Source organism: Micromonospora sp. NPDC049274 (genome assembly GCF_040678875.1).
Lineage (GTDB): Bacteria > Actinomycetota > Actinomycetes > Mycobacteriales > Micromonosporaceae > Micromonospora.
In genome coordinates, this window is the sequence record NZ_JBFAQS010000004.1 from 147,818 (window position 1) to 167,013 (window position 19,196).

Here is a 19,196-nt window from a genome sequence, read left to right on the forward strand (position 1 = left end):
GGACCACCGGCACGCCCGTCCATCGACGCGGCGGCCGTCCGGTACGTCCCACGGCGGGGCTTCCGAGTCACCGTCAGGGTGCGACGTCCACCAGCACCTTGCCGACCACGCCGGACTCCACCGCTCGGTGCGCGTCGGCGGTGCGGTCCAGCGGGAAGCGGAGCAGGGGCAGGCCGTGCTCCGCGCCGACGGGCAGGGCGCCGGCACGGATCGCCGCGGAGACGTCCTCGACGGCTGCGGCGCGCGCCTGTGGGCCCGCCGTGTAGAGCACCAGGAACTGCAGGCGCGTGTTCAGCACCAGGTGCTGCCCGACGTTCAGCTCGACGGCGTGTCCGCCCTGGTTGGCGTACGTCGCGATCGTGCCACCGGTGCGCAGCACGGCCAGGTCCAGTGCGAGGTTGGCGCCCAGCGCCACCTCGGCGACGATGTCGACGCCGTCGGGGGCGACGGCCCGGATGGCGGCGGCCGGGTCGCTCTCGCGGTAGTCGATGGTGTGGTGGGCGCCGGCGGCGGTGGCCAGCGTCGCCTTCTCCGGGCCACTGACAGTGGTGATGACTGTGGCGCCGGCCCAGCGGGCGAGCTGGATCACCGCGTGGCCGACCGCGCCGGCTCCGCCGGCGGCGAGCACCACCGCGCCGTCGAGCGCGCCGGGGCGCAGGCGGCGTGGCCCGTCCTCGGCGACGGTCAGCGCGCGGTGCGCGGTGAGCGCGGGCACGCCGAGCGAGGCGCCGACGTCGAACCCGACCTCGTCGGGCAGCGGCACGGCCTGCCCGGCGGGTACGACTGTGAACTCGGCTGCGGTGCCGGTGGGCCGCCCGGCGGCGGCCAGAAACAGCCACACCCGCTGGCCGACCCGGGTCGGGTCGACCCCGTCACCGACGGCGTCGATGACACCGGCGCCGTCGAGGTGCGGGGTGATCTCCGGGAACACCTTGCGGTGGGCGACGCCGGAGCGGGCCTGCCAGTCGGTCGGGTTGACCCCGGACACGGCGACCCGGACGCGGACCTCGCCGGGTCCGGGCGAGGGTCGGTCCCGCTCGACGAGCTGGAGGACGTCGGGGGCGCCGTTGTCGCGGTAGATGATCGCTCTCATGATCCATCCAATGTTCGATCTGCGTCGTACTGTTCGAGCCAGGTCGAACAGTACGATGAGAGTCGTACTTTCTGCAACATCTGGCTAGGCTTCGTCTCGTGACCGAGGTGATCGAACCCGCCATCGAGACCGTGACGATCGACGTCGTGCTCAGCGCGCTCGCCGACCCCGTGCGGCTCACGCTCGTACGCGCCCTCGACGCCGCCGGAGACTGGACGTGCGGCAGCGACGTGCTCCGGGACACCGGCGTCGCCATCGGCAAGTCGACCCTGTCGCACCACATCAAGGTGCTGCGCCAGGCCGGCCTGATCCGCACGCGCGTCGACGGCATCCGCCGGTTGGTCACGTTGCGCAACGACGAGGTGGAACAACGGTTTCCCGGGTTGCTGGCCATGCTCCGCGAACAGGACCCCGCCCGCGCGCCGGCCTCGACCGCCTGACGCCGACCACGACGGCGCCCGTTTCGACAGGCCCGCGGGCGCAATCGTGTGGTCCCGGTCGTGGGCGTGCGCCGGGCCGCCGGGCTGCCCCGGTCGTACGCCAGGTAACGGCACGGTGGCCAGCGCGTACGGGCTGCGGTGTCGCGCCGTCCGGGGCCGGGTGCGATGGTGTAGAAAGGCGGAGTGAGCGCAGCGGTGACGCAGGTGCCGGTCTTCGACCGAAGGACGGTCCACGGTGGCTGACCACGACCAGCCGCCCATCCCCCGCACTGTCGGCACCGCTCTGGTGCAGCTCGGCGACGTACCCCTGGCGGACCTGCTGGCCGGCGCCGGTGACGGCGTGCTGGCCCACGTGTTGGGCACGCTGGCAGCCGAGAGCGAGCCGGGCCGGCCCGGCGACGTGTCGGCGTTCGAGTCGAGCTTCTGACCGTGCCGGCCGACGCCCCGCCGTCGGCCACCCGACACCGCCCTGTCGTGGCCGCGCCCCGCATCCGCCAGGTGGTGCTGAAGGTCCACTCGCGATGCAACCTGGCCTGCGACTACTGCTACGTCTACCAACACGCCGACCAGGACTGGCGGACCCGGCCACGGATCATGGCCCCCGGCACCGTGCGCCGGGTCGCCGACCGGCTCGCCGCGCACGTGGCCCGGCATGGCACCGACCGGGTCCGGGTGGTGCTGCACGGCGGTGAGCCGCTGCTCGCCGGCCTCACCGTGCTCGACCGGACGGTCCGCACGCTGCGCGCCGCGATGCCCTCCGGCGTCGCCCTCGACGTGGCGATGCAGACCAACGGGCTGCTGCTCGACGAGGCGGCGCTCGACCTGTGCCACACGCACGGCATCGACGTCGGGGTGAGCGTGGACGGCGACCGCACCGCCAACGACCGCCACCGTCGCCATGCCGACGGGCGGGGCAGCTTCGCCGAGGTGGCCGCCGCGCTGCGTCTGCTGGCCCGGCCCGAACACCGGGCCCGCTACGCCGGTCTGCTCTGCACGGTCGACCTGGCCAACGACCCGATCGCCGTCTACGAGGGCCTGCGGGAGTTCGACCCGCCCCGCCTGGATCTGCTGCTGCCGCACGGCAACTGGTCCGCTCCCCCACCCGGGCGTCACCCCGACGACCCCGCCACCCCGTACGCGGACTGGCTGATCGCCGTCTTCGACCGCTGGTACGCCGAGGCGCCACGGCGTACCGGCATCCGGCTGTTCGAGTCGGTGATCGCGCTGCTGCTGGGCGGGCGCAGCGGCACCCAGGCGCTGGGCGCCGCCGAGCCGGACGTCATGACGATCGAGACCGACGGCACCATCGAGGGCACCGACACGCTCAAGACGACCACCGCGTCGGCGATGCGGACCGGCTTCGACGTCTTCCGGCACAGTATCGACGACGCGCTGCGGCACCCGTCACTGGCCGGGCGTCCCACCGGGATCGCGGCGCTCGCGCCGGCCTGCCATGCCTGCCCGGTCGTCGACGTCTGCGGCGGCGGCCTGTATGCGCACCGCTTCCGCGACGGCGCCGGCTTCGTCCACCCGTCGGTCTACTGCCTCGACCTGCTGCGCCTGATCGGGCACGTGCGGACGGTGGTGACCGCCGACCTGGACGCGCTACGCCGCCGCGTCACCGCGGCGAGCGTGCCGACGCCGGTGGCGCAGCCGTGACGGGCCCGCTGTCGGCGGCGCAGCTCGCCGGGCTGGGCAGCGGTCACGGGGACGTCGCCACGGTCGCCGTGTTGCGCGGCGGGCAGCTCGGTCGCCGCCGGTTGCTGACCGTCGCCGCGGCCCGCGCCTGCCGGGGCGAGCCACTGGTCGGACAGAGTCTGGAGCTGCTCACCCGGGCCGAGCAGGCCGACCCGGCGGCGGTGGCCGCCGTGCTGGCCCATCCCCCCGTCACCGGGTGGGCCCGCGCCGCGCTCGACGGTTCCACCGGCCCCGCCTACCTGGCCGCGCTCGCGGCGACGGCGGCGACCCGCGCCGGCCTGACGTTCACGCTGACGCTGCCCCGCCCGGCCGACGGGGTGCTGCCACTGCCCACCGTCGGCGCGGCGACGGGCCTGCCCGCCGACGGCCCGGTGCGGCTGCGCGGCGAGGGAGGCACGCTGCGGATCGGCGCCGCCCACGATGACGGGGTACGGATCGAGGCGGGCGGCGGCCGGCTGCTCGACGCGGGCGTCGGCGGGATGGGCTGGCTGCCGGTGCGCCGGACCAGGCCGTTCGACGCGGTCGAGGTGCTCATCGACGACCAGGACCCGTGGCGCGGCTGCTACCACCGGCCGTCCGCGCCCCGACTGGACGACGTGTCGGCCGCCCGGCTGCACCGGCTCACCGCCGAGGCCGGACAGTGGCTGCGCTTCCACCTTCCGGCACACGCCGACGCGCTGGCCGGGCTGCTGCGCACACTCGTGCCGCTGCGTCCGCCGCCCTCGGGCAACCCGGTGAGCGCCACCAGCAGGGACGCGCTCGGGGCCATCGCGCTCTCCGTGCCGGCCGACGCGCAGACCCTCGCGCTGCTGCTCGTCCACGAGGTGCAGCACACCAAACTCGGCGCGCTGCTCGATCTGGTCCCGCTGCACGGGGCGGGTGGGCCGGCCCGCTACCGGGCGCCGTGGCGACTGGACCCGCGTCCGGTCGGCGCGCTGCTGCAGGGCGCGTACGCGCATCTGGGGGTGACCGAGGTGTGGCGCTGCCGGCGGCACGAGGGCACCGCCGCCGCGTTCGAGTACGCGTACTGGCGGGAGCAGACCATCCGCGCGGTCCGGCAGCTCGCCGACGCGGCCGAGCTGACCGAGGCCGGCCGGTCGTTCGTGGCCGACATGGCGACCACCCTGCGCGGCTGGCGTGACCCGGTCGACGGCGCGGTCGAGGCGGCGGTGCGCGACGTGGCGGACGCCGGCGCGGTGCGCTGGGGCCTGGCCAACCTGGTCCCCGACCCGGACGAGGTGGAGCGCCTGGCGCGGGCGTGGCGACAGGGCGTGCCACCGGATGCCGGCCGCTCGGTGTCGACCGTCGTTCCGGCCGCGGCCCGCCCCGCCCTCACCATGGGCAGTGGTCCCGAGGGCGCCGTCCGCCATCGGCTGCTGGGCTCCGGCGGGCCGCCCGGCTCGAGCCCGAGTGACCAGGCGTACGCGGCGGGCAAGCGGGAGGACGCGTTGGCCGGGTACCGGCGACGTGTCGCGGCCGACTGCGGCGACGTGGACGCCTGGGTGGGACTGGCCCTGAGCGCCCACCACACCGGACAGCCGGCCGCGGCCGGGGTGCTGACCAGCCGACCCGAGCTGGTGCGGGCGCTGAGCCACACGCTCCCCGACGCCGACCCGCTCGCGCTCGCGGCCTGGCTGGCGCAGCCCTCCGCACCGGTCGCCCGCGGACAGTAACGGACCTGCGGGGCGGGACCGCGCGGGACGGCGGGGCGGGACGGGTCAGAGCAGCGCCGGTTCGATGTAGGCGTTGGAGCGTTCCCGCTGGCGGGCCTGCAGCACCCGGGGGTTGTCCCCGCCGAAGAGCTGCACCAGCTGACCGAACGCCTCGTCGTAGAGGGCCCGGCCGGCGTCCGCCTCGCTCTCGGTTGCCTGCCGGCTCAACGCCAGGTTCACCGACGCGGAGAGCGTGTCCGGGTGCTCGGCGCCCAGCGCCCGGGTCAGCTCCACGTACGCGGTCGTGTCCAGCAGCAACGCGTTGTCCCGGTCGCCGAGGGCGAACAGGTCGTTGGCCAGGTTGAGGGTGGCCAGCAGGGTGTGCGGGTGTCGCTCGCCGAGGCTGGCCAGCAACTGGTCGCGGACCCGCTGGGACAGCTCCCGGGCCTGGGTGTGGTCACCCTGCTTGCGCAGCAGCACACCGAGGTTGTTCAGGCAGGCGAGGGTGATGGCGTGCGACTCGCCGAGCACCTCGTTGTAGCCGTCGCGCAGACGACGTGCCACCCGCAGGGCGGTCTGGTTGTCGCCCACCGCCGACCAGGTGGTGGCCAGGGCCATCTCGGCGGAGAGCGTGTCGGCGTGCTCGCTACCGAGGGTGCGCTGGTAACGGACCACTGTCCGCTCGATCAGCCGGTGCGCGTCGGTGAAGCGCCCGAGCTGACGCAGGGTGAGCGCCAACTCCTTCGCCGTCCGCAGGGTCTCCGGATGGTCCGCGCCGATCACCTTCTGCTGAATGGTGTAGGTGCGTTGCAGGACGCTGTGCGAGCGCCACAGCTCGCCGGTGTCGCGCAGGCCGCGCCCGTAGTTGCTGGCCGAGGCGAGGGTGGACGGGTCCTCCTCACCGAAGCGGTCCCGCCGCCGCTCGTGGATGTGCTGGTCGAGGGCGGCGGCGCCACGGAAGTCACCGACCAGGCGCAGCGAGACGGCGAGGTTGTTCTCGGCGGTCAGCGTACGACCGCTGTCGTCGCCGAAGCTGCGCACGCTCAGCTCCAGGGTGCGCCGGTCCTGCGCCTCGGCCTCGTGGTAGAGGCCCTGGGCGCGCAGGTCCGCACCGAGACTGCGGGCCGTCATCAGGGTGTAGAGGTGCTCCTCGCCGAAGATGCGCCGCTGCCGGTCGTAGACGTCCCGGTCGATCTCGAACGCCCGGTCGAAGTGGCTCTGCGCGCGGAGCACGTTCGCCAGGTGGAAGCGCATCCGCAGCTGGGTTGGGTCGTCCTCGTCGGTGTCGCGCCACCCGGCCAGGGACTCCTCGGCCAGGGCGCGGCTGGTGTCGTAGTCGCCCCGGCGGTAGAGGTAGCGCACGATGTCCACGACGAGTTGCCGCGCCTCGTCCAGCGTGGACAGGTGCAGACCGCTGGGGCGGACGTGCGGCCACAGCTCCGCGTACCGGGGCCAGTTGACAGGCTTGTCGGGATCGCGCGGGCTGGCGGCGGCGAGCAGCAGTTGGGCCTCCCGGCGGGCCTCCTCGGGGTCGGCCAGCTGGTCCTGGATGACGAGCTGGACCAGCCGGTGGATCCGCACGGAGTTGTTCTCCGCGTCGACCTGGGCCAGGCCGTAGCGGCCCAGCTCGGCGGTGACCAGGCCCTGCAGGATCGGGTCGGTGAGCGTCGGGTCGATCGGGGCCATGAAACTGGCGAAGCGGTCACCGGTGAGCATGGCGACCGGGATGGGCTCCGGCGCGTAGAACGAGCACAGCTCCAGCAGCCGGGCCGCCGCCGGCTTCTCCTCGCGCAACTGGCCGAGGGTGAACAGCCAGGTCGCGGCGAGCGCCTTCGAATAGCCGGCGGACTGCCGGCCGTCGAGGATGCGCAGCAGACCGGGGGTGTCCAGCGAGCTGAGGTACTTCTCCACCTGCATGGCGCTGGCCCGCAGGTACGCCGCGCCCTGCTCGACCGCGAGCGGCAGGTCGCCGAGTTTCTCGGCCACCTGGGCGGCCTCGTCGTCGGTGAGCCCGCGGACCCTGTCGCGCAGCAGTTGGACGCTCTCGGCGCGGTCGAAGACGGTCAGCTCGGTCGCGGTGGCGTACTCGCTCCAGCTCTGGTCTCGGGTCGTGAGCAGGACGTGGCCGGGGCCCTGCGGCAGCAGCGCCCGGGTGGCGTGGGTGGGCTTGTCGGCGTTGTCCAGGATGATCAGCCAGCGCCGGTCGGGGCCGGCGCGGCGCAGCGTGTCGAGCACCCGGCGGGCCGCCTCGGCGCCGCTGCCCGTGCCCAGCCCCATCGCCTGGCCGAGGTCGCCGAGGCCGCCGCGGATGCGGTCCTCGCTGTCCGCCGGGATCCACCAGACGAGGTCGTAGTCGCGGCCGAAGCGCAGCGCGTACTCGGCGGCGAGCTGGGTCTTACCGACACCGCCGAGGCCGTGTATGACCTGGGTGGCAGAGTCCGGCGAGGTGGTGAGCCGGTCACGCAACGCCTCGAGCTGGGCGGCGCGGCCGACGAACGGGGTGCCGTGCTGGCGGACGTTGGATATCGCCGGAAACGGGCCGGGGAACCGGCCGACCGCACGGCCACCGACGGTGACCGTGGGCGCTCCGGCCGCCTCCAGCAGCCGGGTCCGCGCGGTGGACGGGTCGACGTCCGTGAGGTCCACCGGGCTGTGATCGCTGTACGGGACGGTGAGCCGCGACTCGTCGACCCGCAGCGGCACCAGCACTCCCCCACCGCCGAGTTGGTCGCGGCCGGTGGCGGTCTTCCACACCTCACCGGCGAGGGAGGTGCCCGCGTAGTGCCTGGTGAGCACGGCCAGTACCCGGCTCGCGCCGCTGGCGGCCCTGTCGAACTCGGCCCGCCCGCCGGAGTGCAGCGGCACGTCCAGCGCTCGGCGATCCACCCGCAGCCCGGCGTCCTCCAACTGGTCGGTGATCCACTCGGCCCAGAGCCGGTCGGCGGAGGCGTAGCTGAGCAGCACGGCCTGCTCGGCGGTGAGCCGGCTGCGTTCGAATTCGGTGAGCGAGCGACGTCGGTCCGGCTCGCGCATCGGGTGCAGCTGGGTGATCCGCCCGTTGGTGATCACCGAGGCGAGCTGCTCGTACGCGGCCAGCAGGGTGCCGACCTGCTCGGGCCGGTCGCCGAACGCGGCGAGGATCTCCTCGTAGGCGTAGAACGTGCGGTACGGCACCTCGATGGTGTTCCAGTAGCGGGCGGCCGCCGCGTCGGAGAGGTGATCGAGGAACGGGGCGAACTCGGCGCGGACCAGGTCCCGGCCGGTCTCCAACTTGCGCAGCTCGGCGTCCTCCACGCGCATCGGCACCGGCAGCAGCAGCGGCGGGTCGTCCGGGCGCTGGCTGCGGATGGAGCGGGCGACCGCCGCCGCACCGCGGATGCTCTGGGTGGACATGGTGAAGCAGTTGACGACCAGGTCGGGCAGTTGCACGGTGCAGATGCCGGCGACGTCGCTGAGGCCGGTGCGGCTGTCGATCAGCACCACGTCGTACTCGGCGCGCATCTGTGCCCGCACCGCGTCGATGAACGACGCGCCGCCCTGCCGCTCGTAGAAGTTGGCCCAGTCGAAGGTGCTCACCAGCCGGGAGTACGCCGAGTCCTGCTGACCGGCGGCCACGAAGTCGATCACACCGCCGTGGCTGAAGTCCCAGTTCAGCGAGACCGCCCGGCGTTGGATCTTGGCATGGCCGGTGAGGAGTTCCTGGGAGTCCTCGTCGCGGTTGCGCTGCATCGTGGCGATCGAGTAATCCCAGATCATCTCGATGACGCCTGGGGTGGCGCGCAGCTCCTTGTCGCGCAGGAACGGATGGAAGTAGCGGTGCAGACCCGGAGACTCCAGGTCCCAGTCGACGACCAGCACCTGCAGTCCCTGGCTGGCCAGGATCCAGGCGACGTTGGCCAGCGCCATCGTGCGGCCGGTGCCGCCCTTGTACGAGTAGAAGGTCACGATCTGGCCGCGTGCCGTCTCGTTCACCGCCATGGCGTGCCTCTCCTAGGGACCTTCGAGGATCGGGCGTTGAGGCGAGCCGTCGGTGGGCGGCTCCTGGTAGACCGTGCCCGTGCGGTAGATCCGGCCCTGCTCGACCACCAGCACGTCCTCCAGTTCCTCCTGGAAGCGTGCGGACGTCGCGATCTGGGTGCGCCACACGTCGCGGGTGTTGTGCAGGACGTGGTGCGGGAGCACCCGGGCCAGGGTGTCCCACATCTTGCGGTTGCCGCCGGCAGCCGCGTCGTCGGCGGCCGTCCACGGCACCAGCACCGGCGCGCGCGGCGAGTCCACGTCACCGTCGTGGCGGATCAGGCTGACCTGGTAGCGCGGCAGGTCGGCGGACCAGACGTCGACCACCAGCACGACGATCTGGTTGTGCGCCTGCGCCCACTCCCGCACGGCCGCCAACTCCTCGGCGTCCTCCACCGTCCAGCCGTAGCTCTTGGTGGTGGCGATGGCCCCGGCCCAGCTGCCGATGGGAACCTCCAGCTCGGGCCGGTACGGACGCCAGTCCCGCGAGACCGCGCCGTAGCGGTCCTCGGCGCCGGGCCGGCTGTCGGCCAGCTCGGCGGAGCTGCCGGCGACCAGCACGATGTGCACGTGCCGGGCGCTGGTCGCCCGCTGCACCGCCGTCGAGGCGGCCTGGCCGTGGTGTGCCTGTGGCCGCGCCGGCAGGTCGAAGGCGCTTGTCACCTTGGACAGCACGGGACGCTGCGCCGGCCGGTGCAGGGTGTGGTCGCGGGCGGTCTGCACGATGTGCTTGGCGAGCGCGTCGACGAAGTCCTTGTACTCGTCCTCGTGCCGGCGGCGCTGCTTGAGGGTGAGCAGGCCGTCCTGGGCGTAGACGGTGCCGGTCGGGAAGTTGCGGTACTGGAAGCCGGCGACAGCCTTCGGCAGTCGGTCGCACGGGATCCACTGCACAGGCACGATCGCGGGTGGACGGATGTGGAACTGCCGCTCGTGCTCGTCGATCCGGTCGGCGAAGACCCGGAACTCCCGACCGCAGTAGTCGCTGACCACGTACCGGGGGGAGGTGAGCGCGACCAGGCAGGCGCTGCTGGACAGCGCGTCGGACAACGCGTCCGTCCAGGTGCTGCCGAGCAGGATCTGCCCGTCGATGAACCCCGCCTCGTCCCAGTGGACGGCGGCCAGCCCGGCCACCGCTTCACTGAGATCGCCGAAGAACGCCTGTATCTGACCGTTGCGGTTGTCCTCCTGGGCGTAGCTCAGGAAAAAGAGTGGCACGCCCGCCTCCGCTCACGGGTTCCACGACCGGTAGGCACAGTATAAGACCGTCGATGCCACCCCAGCCGGACCGCGATCATCGGCGTGAGCGCGCGAAGAGTCATATGCCCGACGCTTTGGGGTAGACCGTGGCCGTGTCCGAGGGCTTCCGGGTGGTCGTGGTCGGCGCCGGCTTCTCCGGTCTCGCCGCCGCGGCGGCGCTGCACCGGGCCGGTGCGCGCGTGCGGGTGCTGGAGGCCCGCGACCGCGTCGGCGGGCGGGTGCTGACCCGGTGGCTGCCCGACGGGACGCAGCTCGACCTGGGCGCCCAGTGGATCGGTCCGACCCAGGACCGGATGTACGCGCTGGTCGCCGAGCACGGGCTGGTCACCTTCGCCTCGGCGGCGCTCGGCGCGTCCACCCTGCTGTGGGCCGGCGTGCGGCGGCCCGACCCGCCGGCGCCTGTCGCGCGGGTGCTCGGCGTGCTCGACGGATACGCCGCCGCGGTGGACCCGGCAGCGCCGTGGAAGGCGCCGGAGGCCGGGCGGTGGGACGCCACGACGCTCGGCGGTTGGCTGCGCGCCACGGCCGGGGACGCCGACACGGCCGACTACCTGGGGCGACTGCTCGCCGGTGGACTGCTGGCCACCGGCGCGGACGAGGTCTCCCTGCTGCACCTGCTGTTCTACCTGCGCGGCGCGGGCGGCACCGGGCCACTGCTGGGCATGGCCGGCGGCGCGCAGCAGGACCGGATCGTGGGCGGTCCGCCGGCGCTGGCCGAGCGGATGGCGGCCGGGTTGCCACCGGGGACGCTGTGGCTGGGCGCCGCGGTGCGCGCGATCCGGCAGGACGCGGACGGGGTGACGGTGTGCACCGACGCCGGGCGCGTCGACGGCGACGCCGTGGTGGTCGCGCTGCCGCCGGCACTGGCCGGCCGGATCCGGTACGACCCGCCACTGCCGCCGCTGCGCGACGGCCTGACGCAGCGGATGCCGATGGGGTCGGCGTGGAAGGTGCACGCCGTCTACCCCGAGCCGTTCTGGCGAGCCGACGGGCGCTCCGGCGTGTCCACCAGCAGTTCCGGCCCGCTCACCGAGACCGTGGACAACTCGACGCCGACCTCGCCGCGCGGAGTGCTCACCGGGTTCAGCTACGCCGGTGACGCCGCCGCGCTGCGGGAGATGTCCCCGGCGCGGCGGCGCGAGTGCGTGCTGGACGCCTTCGCCACAGTGGTCGGGCCGCGGGCGGTGGATCCGATCGCGCTCGTCGAGTACGACTGGTCGGCCGACGAGTGGACGCGGGGTTGTTTCTGCGGTGTGTTCACCCCGGGAGCCTGGCGCGTGTACGGGCCACGGTTGCGGACGCCGGTCGGGCGGGTGCACTGGGCGGGCACCGAGACGGCGACCCGCTGGGCCGGCTACCTGGAGGGCGCGGTGCGTGCCGGGGAGCGCGCGGCGGCCGAGGTGCTGGCGTCCTGAGGGTGTGACCGTGGCCGGCCCGGTCTTCGGCGGGACCGGGCCGGCCTCGGCCCTGGGTACGCCCCGCACCGGCCCGGTCCGATGAGTCGACCGGGTCGGCGCGGGCGCCCCGGTCAGGGGTAGGTGGTCAGGTACACCGTCTGGTTGGCCGCGTTCGCGGTGCCACCGGCGTTGTTGATCACCCGGTTGATGGTGCCGACGCCACCGAGCGAGACGGTGACCATGTTCGTGAAGCGCACGTTCGAGGTGACCGGCACCTCGAAGGACCGTTCCTCGACCACCGCGGGGTTGACGTTGAAGTAGCTGTAACTGCCCAGCCCGTACGCCTGGTGACTGGTCACCGAGTCGGCGACCTTGTACGCGGCGTAGCCCCTGGTCGACCCGTTCATCCAGGCCGCCTGGTTCGGTACGTCGTAGGGCAGCTCGTTCTGGTAGAAGTACGTCCGGCCGCCGTTGCCGTTCCAGAGGGTCTGGTACTTCTGGTAGTGCTCGACGAAGAGGCCGTACATGGTGACGTTGTCGCCGTTGACGGTCAGCCCGGTGTCGGCGGTGTTCAGCGTCCACCCGGTCGGTACGCCCGAGGCGGCGTGGTCGGCCCGCCACAGCCACATGTGGTCGCCGATCACGTTGTCGCTGTTGACGGTGAGCGTGTTGGTGGCCTTGCCGACGTGCGGGCCGCCGATGCGGAAGAACACGTCGTGCAGCGAGGTCGGGTTCGTGGCATGGCTGGCGGACGAGCCGGACGGCCCGACCTCCATGAGCACCGGCGAGTTGGTCGTGCCGGCTTCGAACATCAGGCCGGCGACCTTGACGCCGTCCACATCGGCCACCCGCATGCCCACGCTGCCGTTGTCGGCCTGGATGGTGGCCAGGCCGAGGCCGAGGACCACCGTGTCGGCCCGGTTGATCTGGATCGGCTCGGTGACGTGGTGCACGCCCGGCGTGAAGAGCAGGTGCCTGCCCTGCGCGACCGCCGCGTTGATGGTCGCCGCGCTGGTGCCGGGCTGGACGACGTAGAACTGCGACAGCGAGATCGTCGAGCCGGCCGGGGTCTTGTTGTACCAGCTCGTGCCGGTCGAATTGGTGCGCAGGGCGGGTACGAAGACCCGGTACTCACCGGTGCCGTCGACGTACAGGAACGGCTTCTCCCGCACCTGCGGGGTCTGCGCGATGACTGTGTGCGACGGGTTGGGGAAGCTCGGCGCCGGGGCACCGACGACGCCCTGGAACACCATGTTCCACACCGAGCCGGTCCAACCGTTGCCGAACTCGCTGTTGCGGGAGTACCACTGCTGCTGCGAGCCGGAGACGACCAGGCCGTCGATGCGGGTGTCGGCCAACAGGCCGCCGCTGGACCAGCCGTCGCCGCCGTTCCAGAGCTGGATCTGGTTCTGCGCGCCGCGCAGGTGCATCCGCCGGTACGGCGCGGCCTGCGACACCGCCCACCGCTCCACGGTCTGCCCGGCGGGCAGGGTCACCGAGAGGTTCTCCGCGGCCCGCCAGAAGTTCTGCGTGGCGTTGCCGCCCATCCAGAACGCCTCGGTGCGGACGTGACCGTTGAGGTTGACGTCGTCGGGGCTCAGGCCCAGCCCGGCGACCTGGGTGAAGAAGCCGAGGTTGACGTCGGCGGTGTAGGTGCCCGGCTTGAACAGCACGGCGTAGCGCTGCGGGCCGAACTGGTTGGTCTCCTGCTGGGTGAAGAGGGTGTTCAGTCGACTCTGGATGGTCGACGTGGGCGTGCTGGGGTCGAAGACGTACGTGTTCGACCCCAGGTTGGGGTTGTACGGGTCGGTGGTGCCGACCGGGGGTTCGGTGGTGCCGCCGCCTGTCGTGTTCACCGCCAGTTCCCAGAGCGAGTAGCCGTAGGCGGTGCCCCGGGCGGTGCCGTACACGCGCAGGTAGCGTCCGCTGCCGGCGACGGTGAGGCTCTGCGTGCCGCCGGTAGCTGTGGTGGTGGAGTACACGGTGGTCCAGGTGGACCCGTCGGTCGAGGTCTGGAGCTGGAAGGCCCGGGCGTACGCGGCCTCCCAGGTGAGCGTCACCCGGCAGATCGTGCGGGTGCTGCCGAGGTCGACGCGCAGCCACTGCGGGTCGCTGGCGGCGCTGGCCCAGCGGGTGCCGGTGTTGCCGTCGACGGCGGCGGACGCCGGGGTGCCGGCGTTCTCGGTGGACGAGGCGGTCACCGGGCTGCCCTGCGCGACGTTGGTGCTGCCGCAGGTGGACGTGCCGCCGCCGGTCTCGCCGTAGACCTGGAACTCCCAGAGCGAGTAGCCGTAGGCGGTGCCCCGGGCGGTGCCGTACATGCGCACGTACCGGCCGGCGCCCGTGACGGTGAGGTTCTGGGTGCCGCCGACGCCTGTGGTGGTCGAGTAGATGGTGGTCCAGGTGGCGGCGTCGTTGGAGGTCTGGATCTGGAAGGCCCGACCGTAGGCACCCTCCCAGAGCAGGTTGACCTGGCTGATGGTCGCCTGGGCGCCCAGGTCGACCTGGAGCCACTGGGGGTCGCTGAACGCACTGGCCCAGCGGGTGCCGGTGTTGCCGTCGACGGCGGCCGACGCGGGGGTGCCGGCGTTCTCGGTGGACGAGGCGGTGGCCGGCCGACCCTGCGACAGCAGCGTGGGGGCGGCCTGCGCCGGGGCGGTGGCGACGGCCGGGGTCAGGGCCGCGACCATTGCCACGGCGAGCCCGGCGAGGAGGTGCCGGACGGCCCGCCGGGGACGCGGACGTACGGATGTAGCACGAGATGTCATGACATCGCCTGTCGATAGGGCGTTACGGACGCCACGCTGGTGGGGGATCGGATGTCGCCCGTGGTGCCGTGGTGGTGCCGCCGATGCGGCGCCGCGGGTCGGAGAGCGCTCTCGTAGGAGTGTTGCGGCGAGATTGCGACGGCGTCAAGACATCGATCTATAACTTCGTTATTTATCCCGAGGTTCGGGTTTTGTGTAATTTGCCGTCGCGGACGGCGTCGTCCCGCTCAGCGGCGGACGCCGCCCTCGGTGAGGAAGCGGGCGATCGGGAGGGTCGCCGCACCCAGGGCCACCGCGTCCACGCCGAGGCGGCACAGCTCGATCGACGCCTGCTCGTACGGCTGGCGCAGCGCCTGCCGACCGGCGGCCTCGCGGACGGCCGGCAGCAGGTCGCCCAGCACCATCGCCGCCCACCCGCCGAGGACCACCCGCTCCGGGTTGAAGAGGTTGATCAGGTTGGCCACCCCCGCGCCGAGGTAGCCCGCCGTGTCATCCAGCACCCGGCGAGCGGTGGCCGACGAGTCGGCGGCGGTGACAAGCGCGGAGAGCTGTGACTCCTCGTCCACCCCCGGCACCTGACGACCCCGACGCGCCTCGCGGTAACGGTCGATGATCGCCTCCGCCCCCACGTACGCCTCCAGGCAGCCGCGCGCGCCGCAGCGGCAGGCCCGGCCGCCGTACACCAGGGTGGTGTGCCCCCACTCCCCCGCACTGCTGGACGCCCCCCGGTAGGTGGCGCCGTTGGTCACCACTGCCGCGCCCACGCCGGAGCCGACGAGCGCGAAGACGGCGTGCCGGGCGCCGCGCCCGGCGCCGAACCACATCTCGGCCTGGCCGAGGGTCTTCGCGCCGTTGTCGATGTGCAGCGGCAGGTCGGTGCCCGCGCCGATGAGGCGTTCCAACGGCACGCGGTCCCAGCCGAGGGCCTGGGCGTGCACGACGGCCTCGACGCCCTGCTCGACCACCCCGGAGACGCCGATGCCGACGCCGAGGACGTCGGCGGTGGCCACCCGGGCCTGGCCGGTGACCGCCTCGATGCCGGCGAGCACGTGCCCGGCGACCACGGCCGGCTCGGTGCGTGCGGGATCGAGCGGGTACTCGATGCTGGCGAGCAGGCTCATCGCGAAGTCGAACAGCTCGACCCGGACCCGGGTCTCGCCGACGTCCACGCCGATCACGAAGGCGTACCGGGGGGCGACCCGCAGCAGCATGCTGGGGCGGCCACCGTCGGACTCGGCGGCGCCGGCCTCGGCCACGATGCCCTCGTCGATCAGGTCGGCCACCACGTTGCTCACCGCCGGCTGGCTCAGCCCGGTGCTGCGCACCAGGTCCTGCCGGGTGAGCGGCGCGTCGAGGAAGAGCTTCGTCAGCAGGGCGGACCTGTTGCGCAGCCGGACGCTCCGGTTGGTGGCTCGTGCCAGCTCCACTCGTCCCCTCGTTCCCGTCGGCCGTTGGTGGCGACTGTAACCGCACCGTGCTTGACGACCCACCGGCCAGCAACTTTAATGACGACATTCATTAAGCCGTGATGTAACTCCCGGGAAACGCCGACGGACCCCCGACGGCGCATCCGGAGAAACCCCGTCCGCAGCCGGCCACCGTCGCCACCCCTATCGACGACGACGGTCGGCGGACCCCCACCACGCACCGGAAGGGCTGACCGTGTCGAGACGACACCTCGGGATATTCACCGCCGCCGTACTGGCCGCCGCATCGCTTGCCGCCTGCGGCGGCTCCGGCGACGACTCCGCCGCATCGCCCAAGACCCTCACCTACTGGGCCAGCAACCAGGGCGCCAGCCTGGAGGCCGACAAGACCACTCTCCAGCCGGAGCTGGACAAGTTCGAGAAGCAGACCGGCATCAAGGTCAACCTCGAGGTGGTCCCCTGGTCGGACCTGCTCAACCGGCTGCTCGCCGCCGCCGCGTCGGGCAAGGGGCCGGACGTGGTGAACATCGGCAACACCTGGTCGGCGTCGCTGCAGGCCACCGGCGCGCTCGTCGAGTTCGACGACGCCACCCTGCAGGCCGTCGGCGGCAAGGACCGCATCGTGCCGGCCGCGCTCGCCGCCGCCGGGGCCCCCGGCAAGCCGCCGGCCGCCGTGCCGCTCTACAGCATGGCGTACAGCCTGTACTACAACAAGAAGGCGTTCGCCGACGCCGGCATCACCGCGCCGCCGACCACCTGGGAGCAGCTCGCCGAGGACGGCAAGAAGCTCACCAAGGGCGGCAAGTGGGGCCTGGCGATCGAGGGCGCGAACCCGTCGGAGAACGCGCACCACGCCTTCACCTTCAGCCAGCAGTACGGCGGCGACTGGTTCGACTCGGCCGGCAAGCCGACCTTCGACACCCCGCAGAACGTCTCGGCCATCAAGCGCTACGTCGACTTCATGGCAGCCGACAAGATCACCAACCCGAGCAACGCCGAGTACGCGCAGAACCAGTCGGTGTCCGACTTCGCCAACGGCAAGGCCGCCATGCTGCTCTGGCAGTCCGCCGGCTCGAACCTGAAGACGCAGAACATGCCCGCCGACGCGTACGGGGTGGCACCGGTGCCGTTCCTGGCCAGCCCGCCGGCCGGCGGGAAGAAGGTCAACAGCATGGTCGCCGGCATCAACATGGCGGTCTTCAAGCACACCAAGAACAAGGACGGCGCGCTGAGCTTCGTCAAGTTCATGACCAGCGACGAGGAGCAGACGCTGCTCAACAAGACGTACGGCTCGCTGCCGGCGGTGAAGACCGCGGGCGCCGACCCGGCGTTCAGCGCCCCGGAGCAGAAGAGCATCCAGGAGACGCTTGTCACCACCGCCGCCCCGCTGCCGCAGGTGCCCGACGAGAGCACCTTCGAGACCCTGGTCGGCACCGCCATGAAGGAGTTGTTCGCCGACGCGGCGAGCGGCAAGCCGGTCACCGAGCAGTCGGTGAAGGCGAAGCTGACCGACGCGCAGCAGAAGATGCGCTGACCCACGCAGCGCCGGTGGCCGTGGTCGGGCGACGAGCCCGGCCACGGCCACCGCCTCCGAGAGGACCCCGATGGCAACCAGCACCACCGCGCCGAACGCCGACCGGCGCGCACCCCGGGCCGGGTCACCCGCCCGGGAGGCCGCCCGCCGGCCGCGCGGCCCCCGCCGCTCGCTCCTGCCGTACCTGCTGCTCGCCCCGGCCATCGTGCTGGAACTCGCCATCCACGTGATCCCGATGGTGGTCGGGGTCTGGATGAGCCTGCTGGAGCTGACCCAGTTCCACATTCGGGACTGGTCCACCGCGCCCTTCGTCGGGCTGGAGAACTACCGCGCCACGCTCGACCTGAACAGCGCCGCCGGCAAGGAGCTGCTGCACTCGTTCTGGGTGACGCTTGTCTACAGCGTGCTCTCGGTCGGGTTCGCCTGGCTGCTCGGCATCGCGGCAGCCGTCGTGCTGCAGAAGCCGTTTCGCGGGCGGGCCATCCTGCGGGCGCTGTTCCTCACCCCGTACGCCCTGCCGGTCTACACCGCCGTGATCACGTGGAGCTTCCTGCTGCAGCGCGACACCGGCCTGGTCAACCACGTGCTCGTCGACCAGCTCGGGCTGCTGGGCGAGCGGCCGTTCTGGCTGATCGGCGACAACAGCTTCTGGTCGCTGCTGATCGTGTCGGTCTGGCGCAACTGGCCGTTCGCGTTCCTGTGCCTCATGGCCGGCCTGCAGAACGTGCCCGGCGAGCTGTACGAGGCCGCCGCGATCGACGGCGCGGGGTTCTGGCGCCGGCTGCGCTCGGTCACCCTGCCCATGCTGCGGCCGGTGAACCTGGTGCTGCTGCTGGTGCTGTTCCTGTGGACCTTCAACGACTTCAACACCCCGTACGTGCTCTTCGGCGGCTCCGCGCCCGAACAGGCCGACCTCATCTCCATCCACATCTACCGCAGCTCCTTCAAGACCTGGGACTTCGGTTCGGGCTCGGCGATGTCGGTGGCGCTGCTGCTGTTCCTGCTCGTCGTCTCGGCCGCGTACCTGCTGATCACCAACCGCCGGAGGGACGACCATGCGTGAGACCGCCGGTGAGCGCTGGGGCCGGCGCATCGTGCTGACCCTGCTCACCCTCTTCGTCGTCATTCCGCTCTACGTGATGGTCACCTCGGCGGTGAAACCGTTGCGGGACGTGCAGAACGGCTTCACCTGGTGGCCCAGCCGACCCACCCTGCAACCGTTCGTCGACATGTGGAGCACCGTGCCGCTGGCCCGCTACCTGGTCAACAGCCTGGTGGTGTCGAGCGTCGCGGCGGTCTGCTCGGTGGCCGTGGCGATCTTCGCGGCGTTCGCGGTGAGCCGGTACCGGTTCCGCGGCCGGGGCGTCTTCTCGGTGACGGTGCTGTCCACCCAGATGTTCCCCGGCATCCTGTTCCTGCTGCCGCTGTTCCTCATCTACGTCAACCTGGGCAACGCCACGGGCATCGAGCTGTACGCCAGCCGTACCGGCCTGATCATCACGTACCTGACCTTCTCGCTGCCGTTCTCGATCTGGATGCTTGTCGGCTACTTCGACTCGATTCCCCGCGGGCTGGACGAGGCGGCGCAGGTCGACGGGGCGGGGCCGCTGCGCATCCTGTTCCGGGTCATCCTGCCGGCCGCCGTGCCCGGCGTGGTCGCGGTGACCGTGTACGCGTTCATGACGGCCTGGGGTGAGGTGCTGTTCGCCTCCGTGATGACCGACGAGGGCAGCCGCACCCTGGCCGTCGGCCTACAGGGCTACTCCACCCAGTTCAACGTCTACTGGAACCAGATCATGGCGGCCTCGCTGGTGGTCAGCATCCCGGTCGTCGCCGGATTCCTGGCCCTGCAGCGCTACTTCGTCGCCGGCCTCACCGCCGGTGCCGTCAAGTGACTCACCCACACCCAGAGG

Annotated in this window: 13 protein-coding genes; 8 read left to right on the top strand and 5 right to left on the bottom strand. The window is 72.3% G+C overall.

The window, feature by feature from the left end; translation table 11 throughout:
* Nucleotides 1–73: 73 nt before the first annotated feature.
* Nucleotides 74–1,093: an NADPH:quinone reductase gene (locus tag AB0K10_RS09595; protein WP_363681678.1), complete on the bottom strand. Its 1,020-nt coding sequence runs from the start codon at nt 1,091–1,093 to the stop codon at nt 74–76.
* Between the two features lie 98 nt (nt 1,094–1,191).
* On the opposite strand from AB0K10_RS09595, the gene AB0K10_RS09600 reads away from it, so the two are divergent.
* From AB0K10_RS09600 to AB0K10_RS09615, 4 genes are all read left to right on the top strand, one after another.
* A complete protein-coding gene (locus tag AB0K10_RS09600) occupies nt 1,192–1,533 on the top strand; it encodes a metalloregulator ArsR/SmtB family transcription factor (RefSeq protein ID WP_363681680.1) in 342 nt (113 codons plus the stop codon).
* A gap of 235 nt (nt 1,534–1,768) precedes the next feature.
* Nucleotides 1,769–1,960, top strand: coding sequence for an FxSxx-COOH cyclophane-containing RiPP peptide (gene fxsA, locus AB0K10_RS09605; protein ID WP_363681682.1), 192 nt, complete (start codon nt 1,769–1,771; stop codon nt 1,958–1,960).
* A gap of 2 nt (nt 1,961–1,962) precedes the next feature.
* A complete protein-coding gene (locus AB0K10_RS09610; protein WP_363681684.1) occupies nt 1,963–3,192 on the top strand; it encodes an FxsB family cyclophane-forming radical SAM/SPASM peptide maturase in 1,230 nt (409 codons plus the stop codon).
* The gene (locus AB0K10_RS09615) at nt 3,189–4,904 is read left to right on the top strand and encodes an HEXXH motif-containing putative peptide modification protein (protein ID WP_363681686.1); all 1,716 of its coding nucleotides are present in this window, start codon (nt 3,189–3,191) and stop codon (nt 4,902–4,904) included. Before AB0K10_RS09610 ends, AB0K10_RS09615 begins: the two co-directional genes overlap by 4 nt.
* 45 nt (nt 4,905–4,949) lie before the next feature.
* Here the strand turns inward: AB0K10_RS09615 and fxsT are convergent, their stop codons facing one another.
* Nucleotides 4,950–8,861, bottom strand: coding sequence for an FxSxx-COOH system tetratricopeptide repeat protein (gene fxsT, locus AB0K10_RS09620; protein ID WP_363681688.1), 3,912 nt, complete (start codon nt 8,859–8,861; stop codon nt 4,950–4,952).
* A 12-nt stretch (nt 8,862–8,873) separates the two neighbouring features.
* Complete coding sequence (locus tag AB0K10_RS09625; RefSeq protein ID WP_363681690.1) at nt 8,874–10,115, bottom strand: TIR-like protein FxsC; 1,242 nt, start codon at nt 10,113–10,115, stop codon at nt 8,874–8,876.
* A 134-nt stretch (nt 10,116–10,249) separates the two neighbouring features.
* Between AB0K10_RS09625 and AB0K10_RS09630 the strand changes: the two genes are divergently transcribed.
* A complete protein-coding gene (locus AB0K10_RS09630) occupies nt 10,250–11,572 on the top strand; it encodes an FAD-dependent oxidoreductase (RefSeq protein ID WP_363681692.1) in 1,323 nt (440 codons plus the stop codon).
* 113 nt (nt 11,573–11,685) lie between these two features.
* Here the strand turns inward: AB0K10_RS09630 and AB0K10_RS09635 are convergent, their stop codons facing one another.
* A complete protein-coding gene (locus AB0K10_RS09635; protein WP_363681694.1) occupies nt 11,686–14,322 on the bottom strand; it encodes a discoidin domain-containing protein in 2,637 nt (878 codons plus the stop codon).
* Between the two features lie 227 nt (nt 14,323–14,549).
* Nucleotides 14,550–15,749: an ROK family transcriptional regulator gene (locus tag AB0K10_RS09640; RefSeq protein WP_363681696.1), complete on the bottom strand. Its 1,200-nt coding sequence runs from the start codon at nt 15,747–15,749 to the stop codon at nt 14,550–14,552.
* 235 nt (nt 15,750–15,984) lie between these two features.
* Here AB0K10_RS09640 and AB0K10_RS09645 point away from each other — a divergent pair, with 235 nt between their 5' ends.
* The 3 genes from AB0K10_RS09645 (at nt 15,985) to AB0K10_RS09655 (ending at nt 19,178) form a co-directional block, all read left to right on the top strand.
* Nucleotides 15,985–17,283: a sugar ABC transporter substrate-binding protein gene (locus tag AB0K10_RS09645; RefSeq protein WP_363681698.1), complete on the top strand. Its 1,299-nt coding sequence runs from the start codon at nt 15,985–15,987 to the stop codon at nt 17,281–17,283.
* 70 nt (nt 17,284–17,353) lie between these two features.
* Nucleotides 17,354–18,346, top strand: a complete 993-nt coding sequence (locus AB0K10_RS09650) for a sugar ABC transporter permease (protein WP_363681700.1) — start codon at nt 17,354–17,356, stop codon at nt 18,344–18,346.
* On the top strand, nt 18,339–19,178 hold the full coding sequence (locus tag AB0K10_RS09655; protein WP_363681702.1) for a carbohydrate ABC transporter permease: 840 nt from the start codon (nt 18,339–18,341) through the stop codon (nt 19,176–19,178). The genes AB0K10_RS09650 and AB0K10_RS09655 overlap by 8 nt, the downstream gene beginning before the upstream one ends.
* The last annotated feature ends 18 nt before the right edge of the window (nt 19,179–19,196 follow it).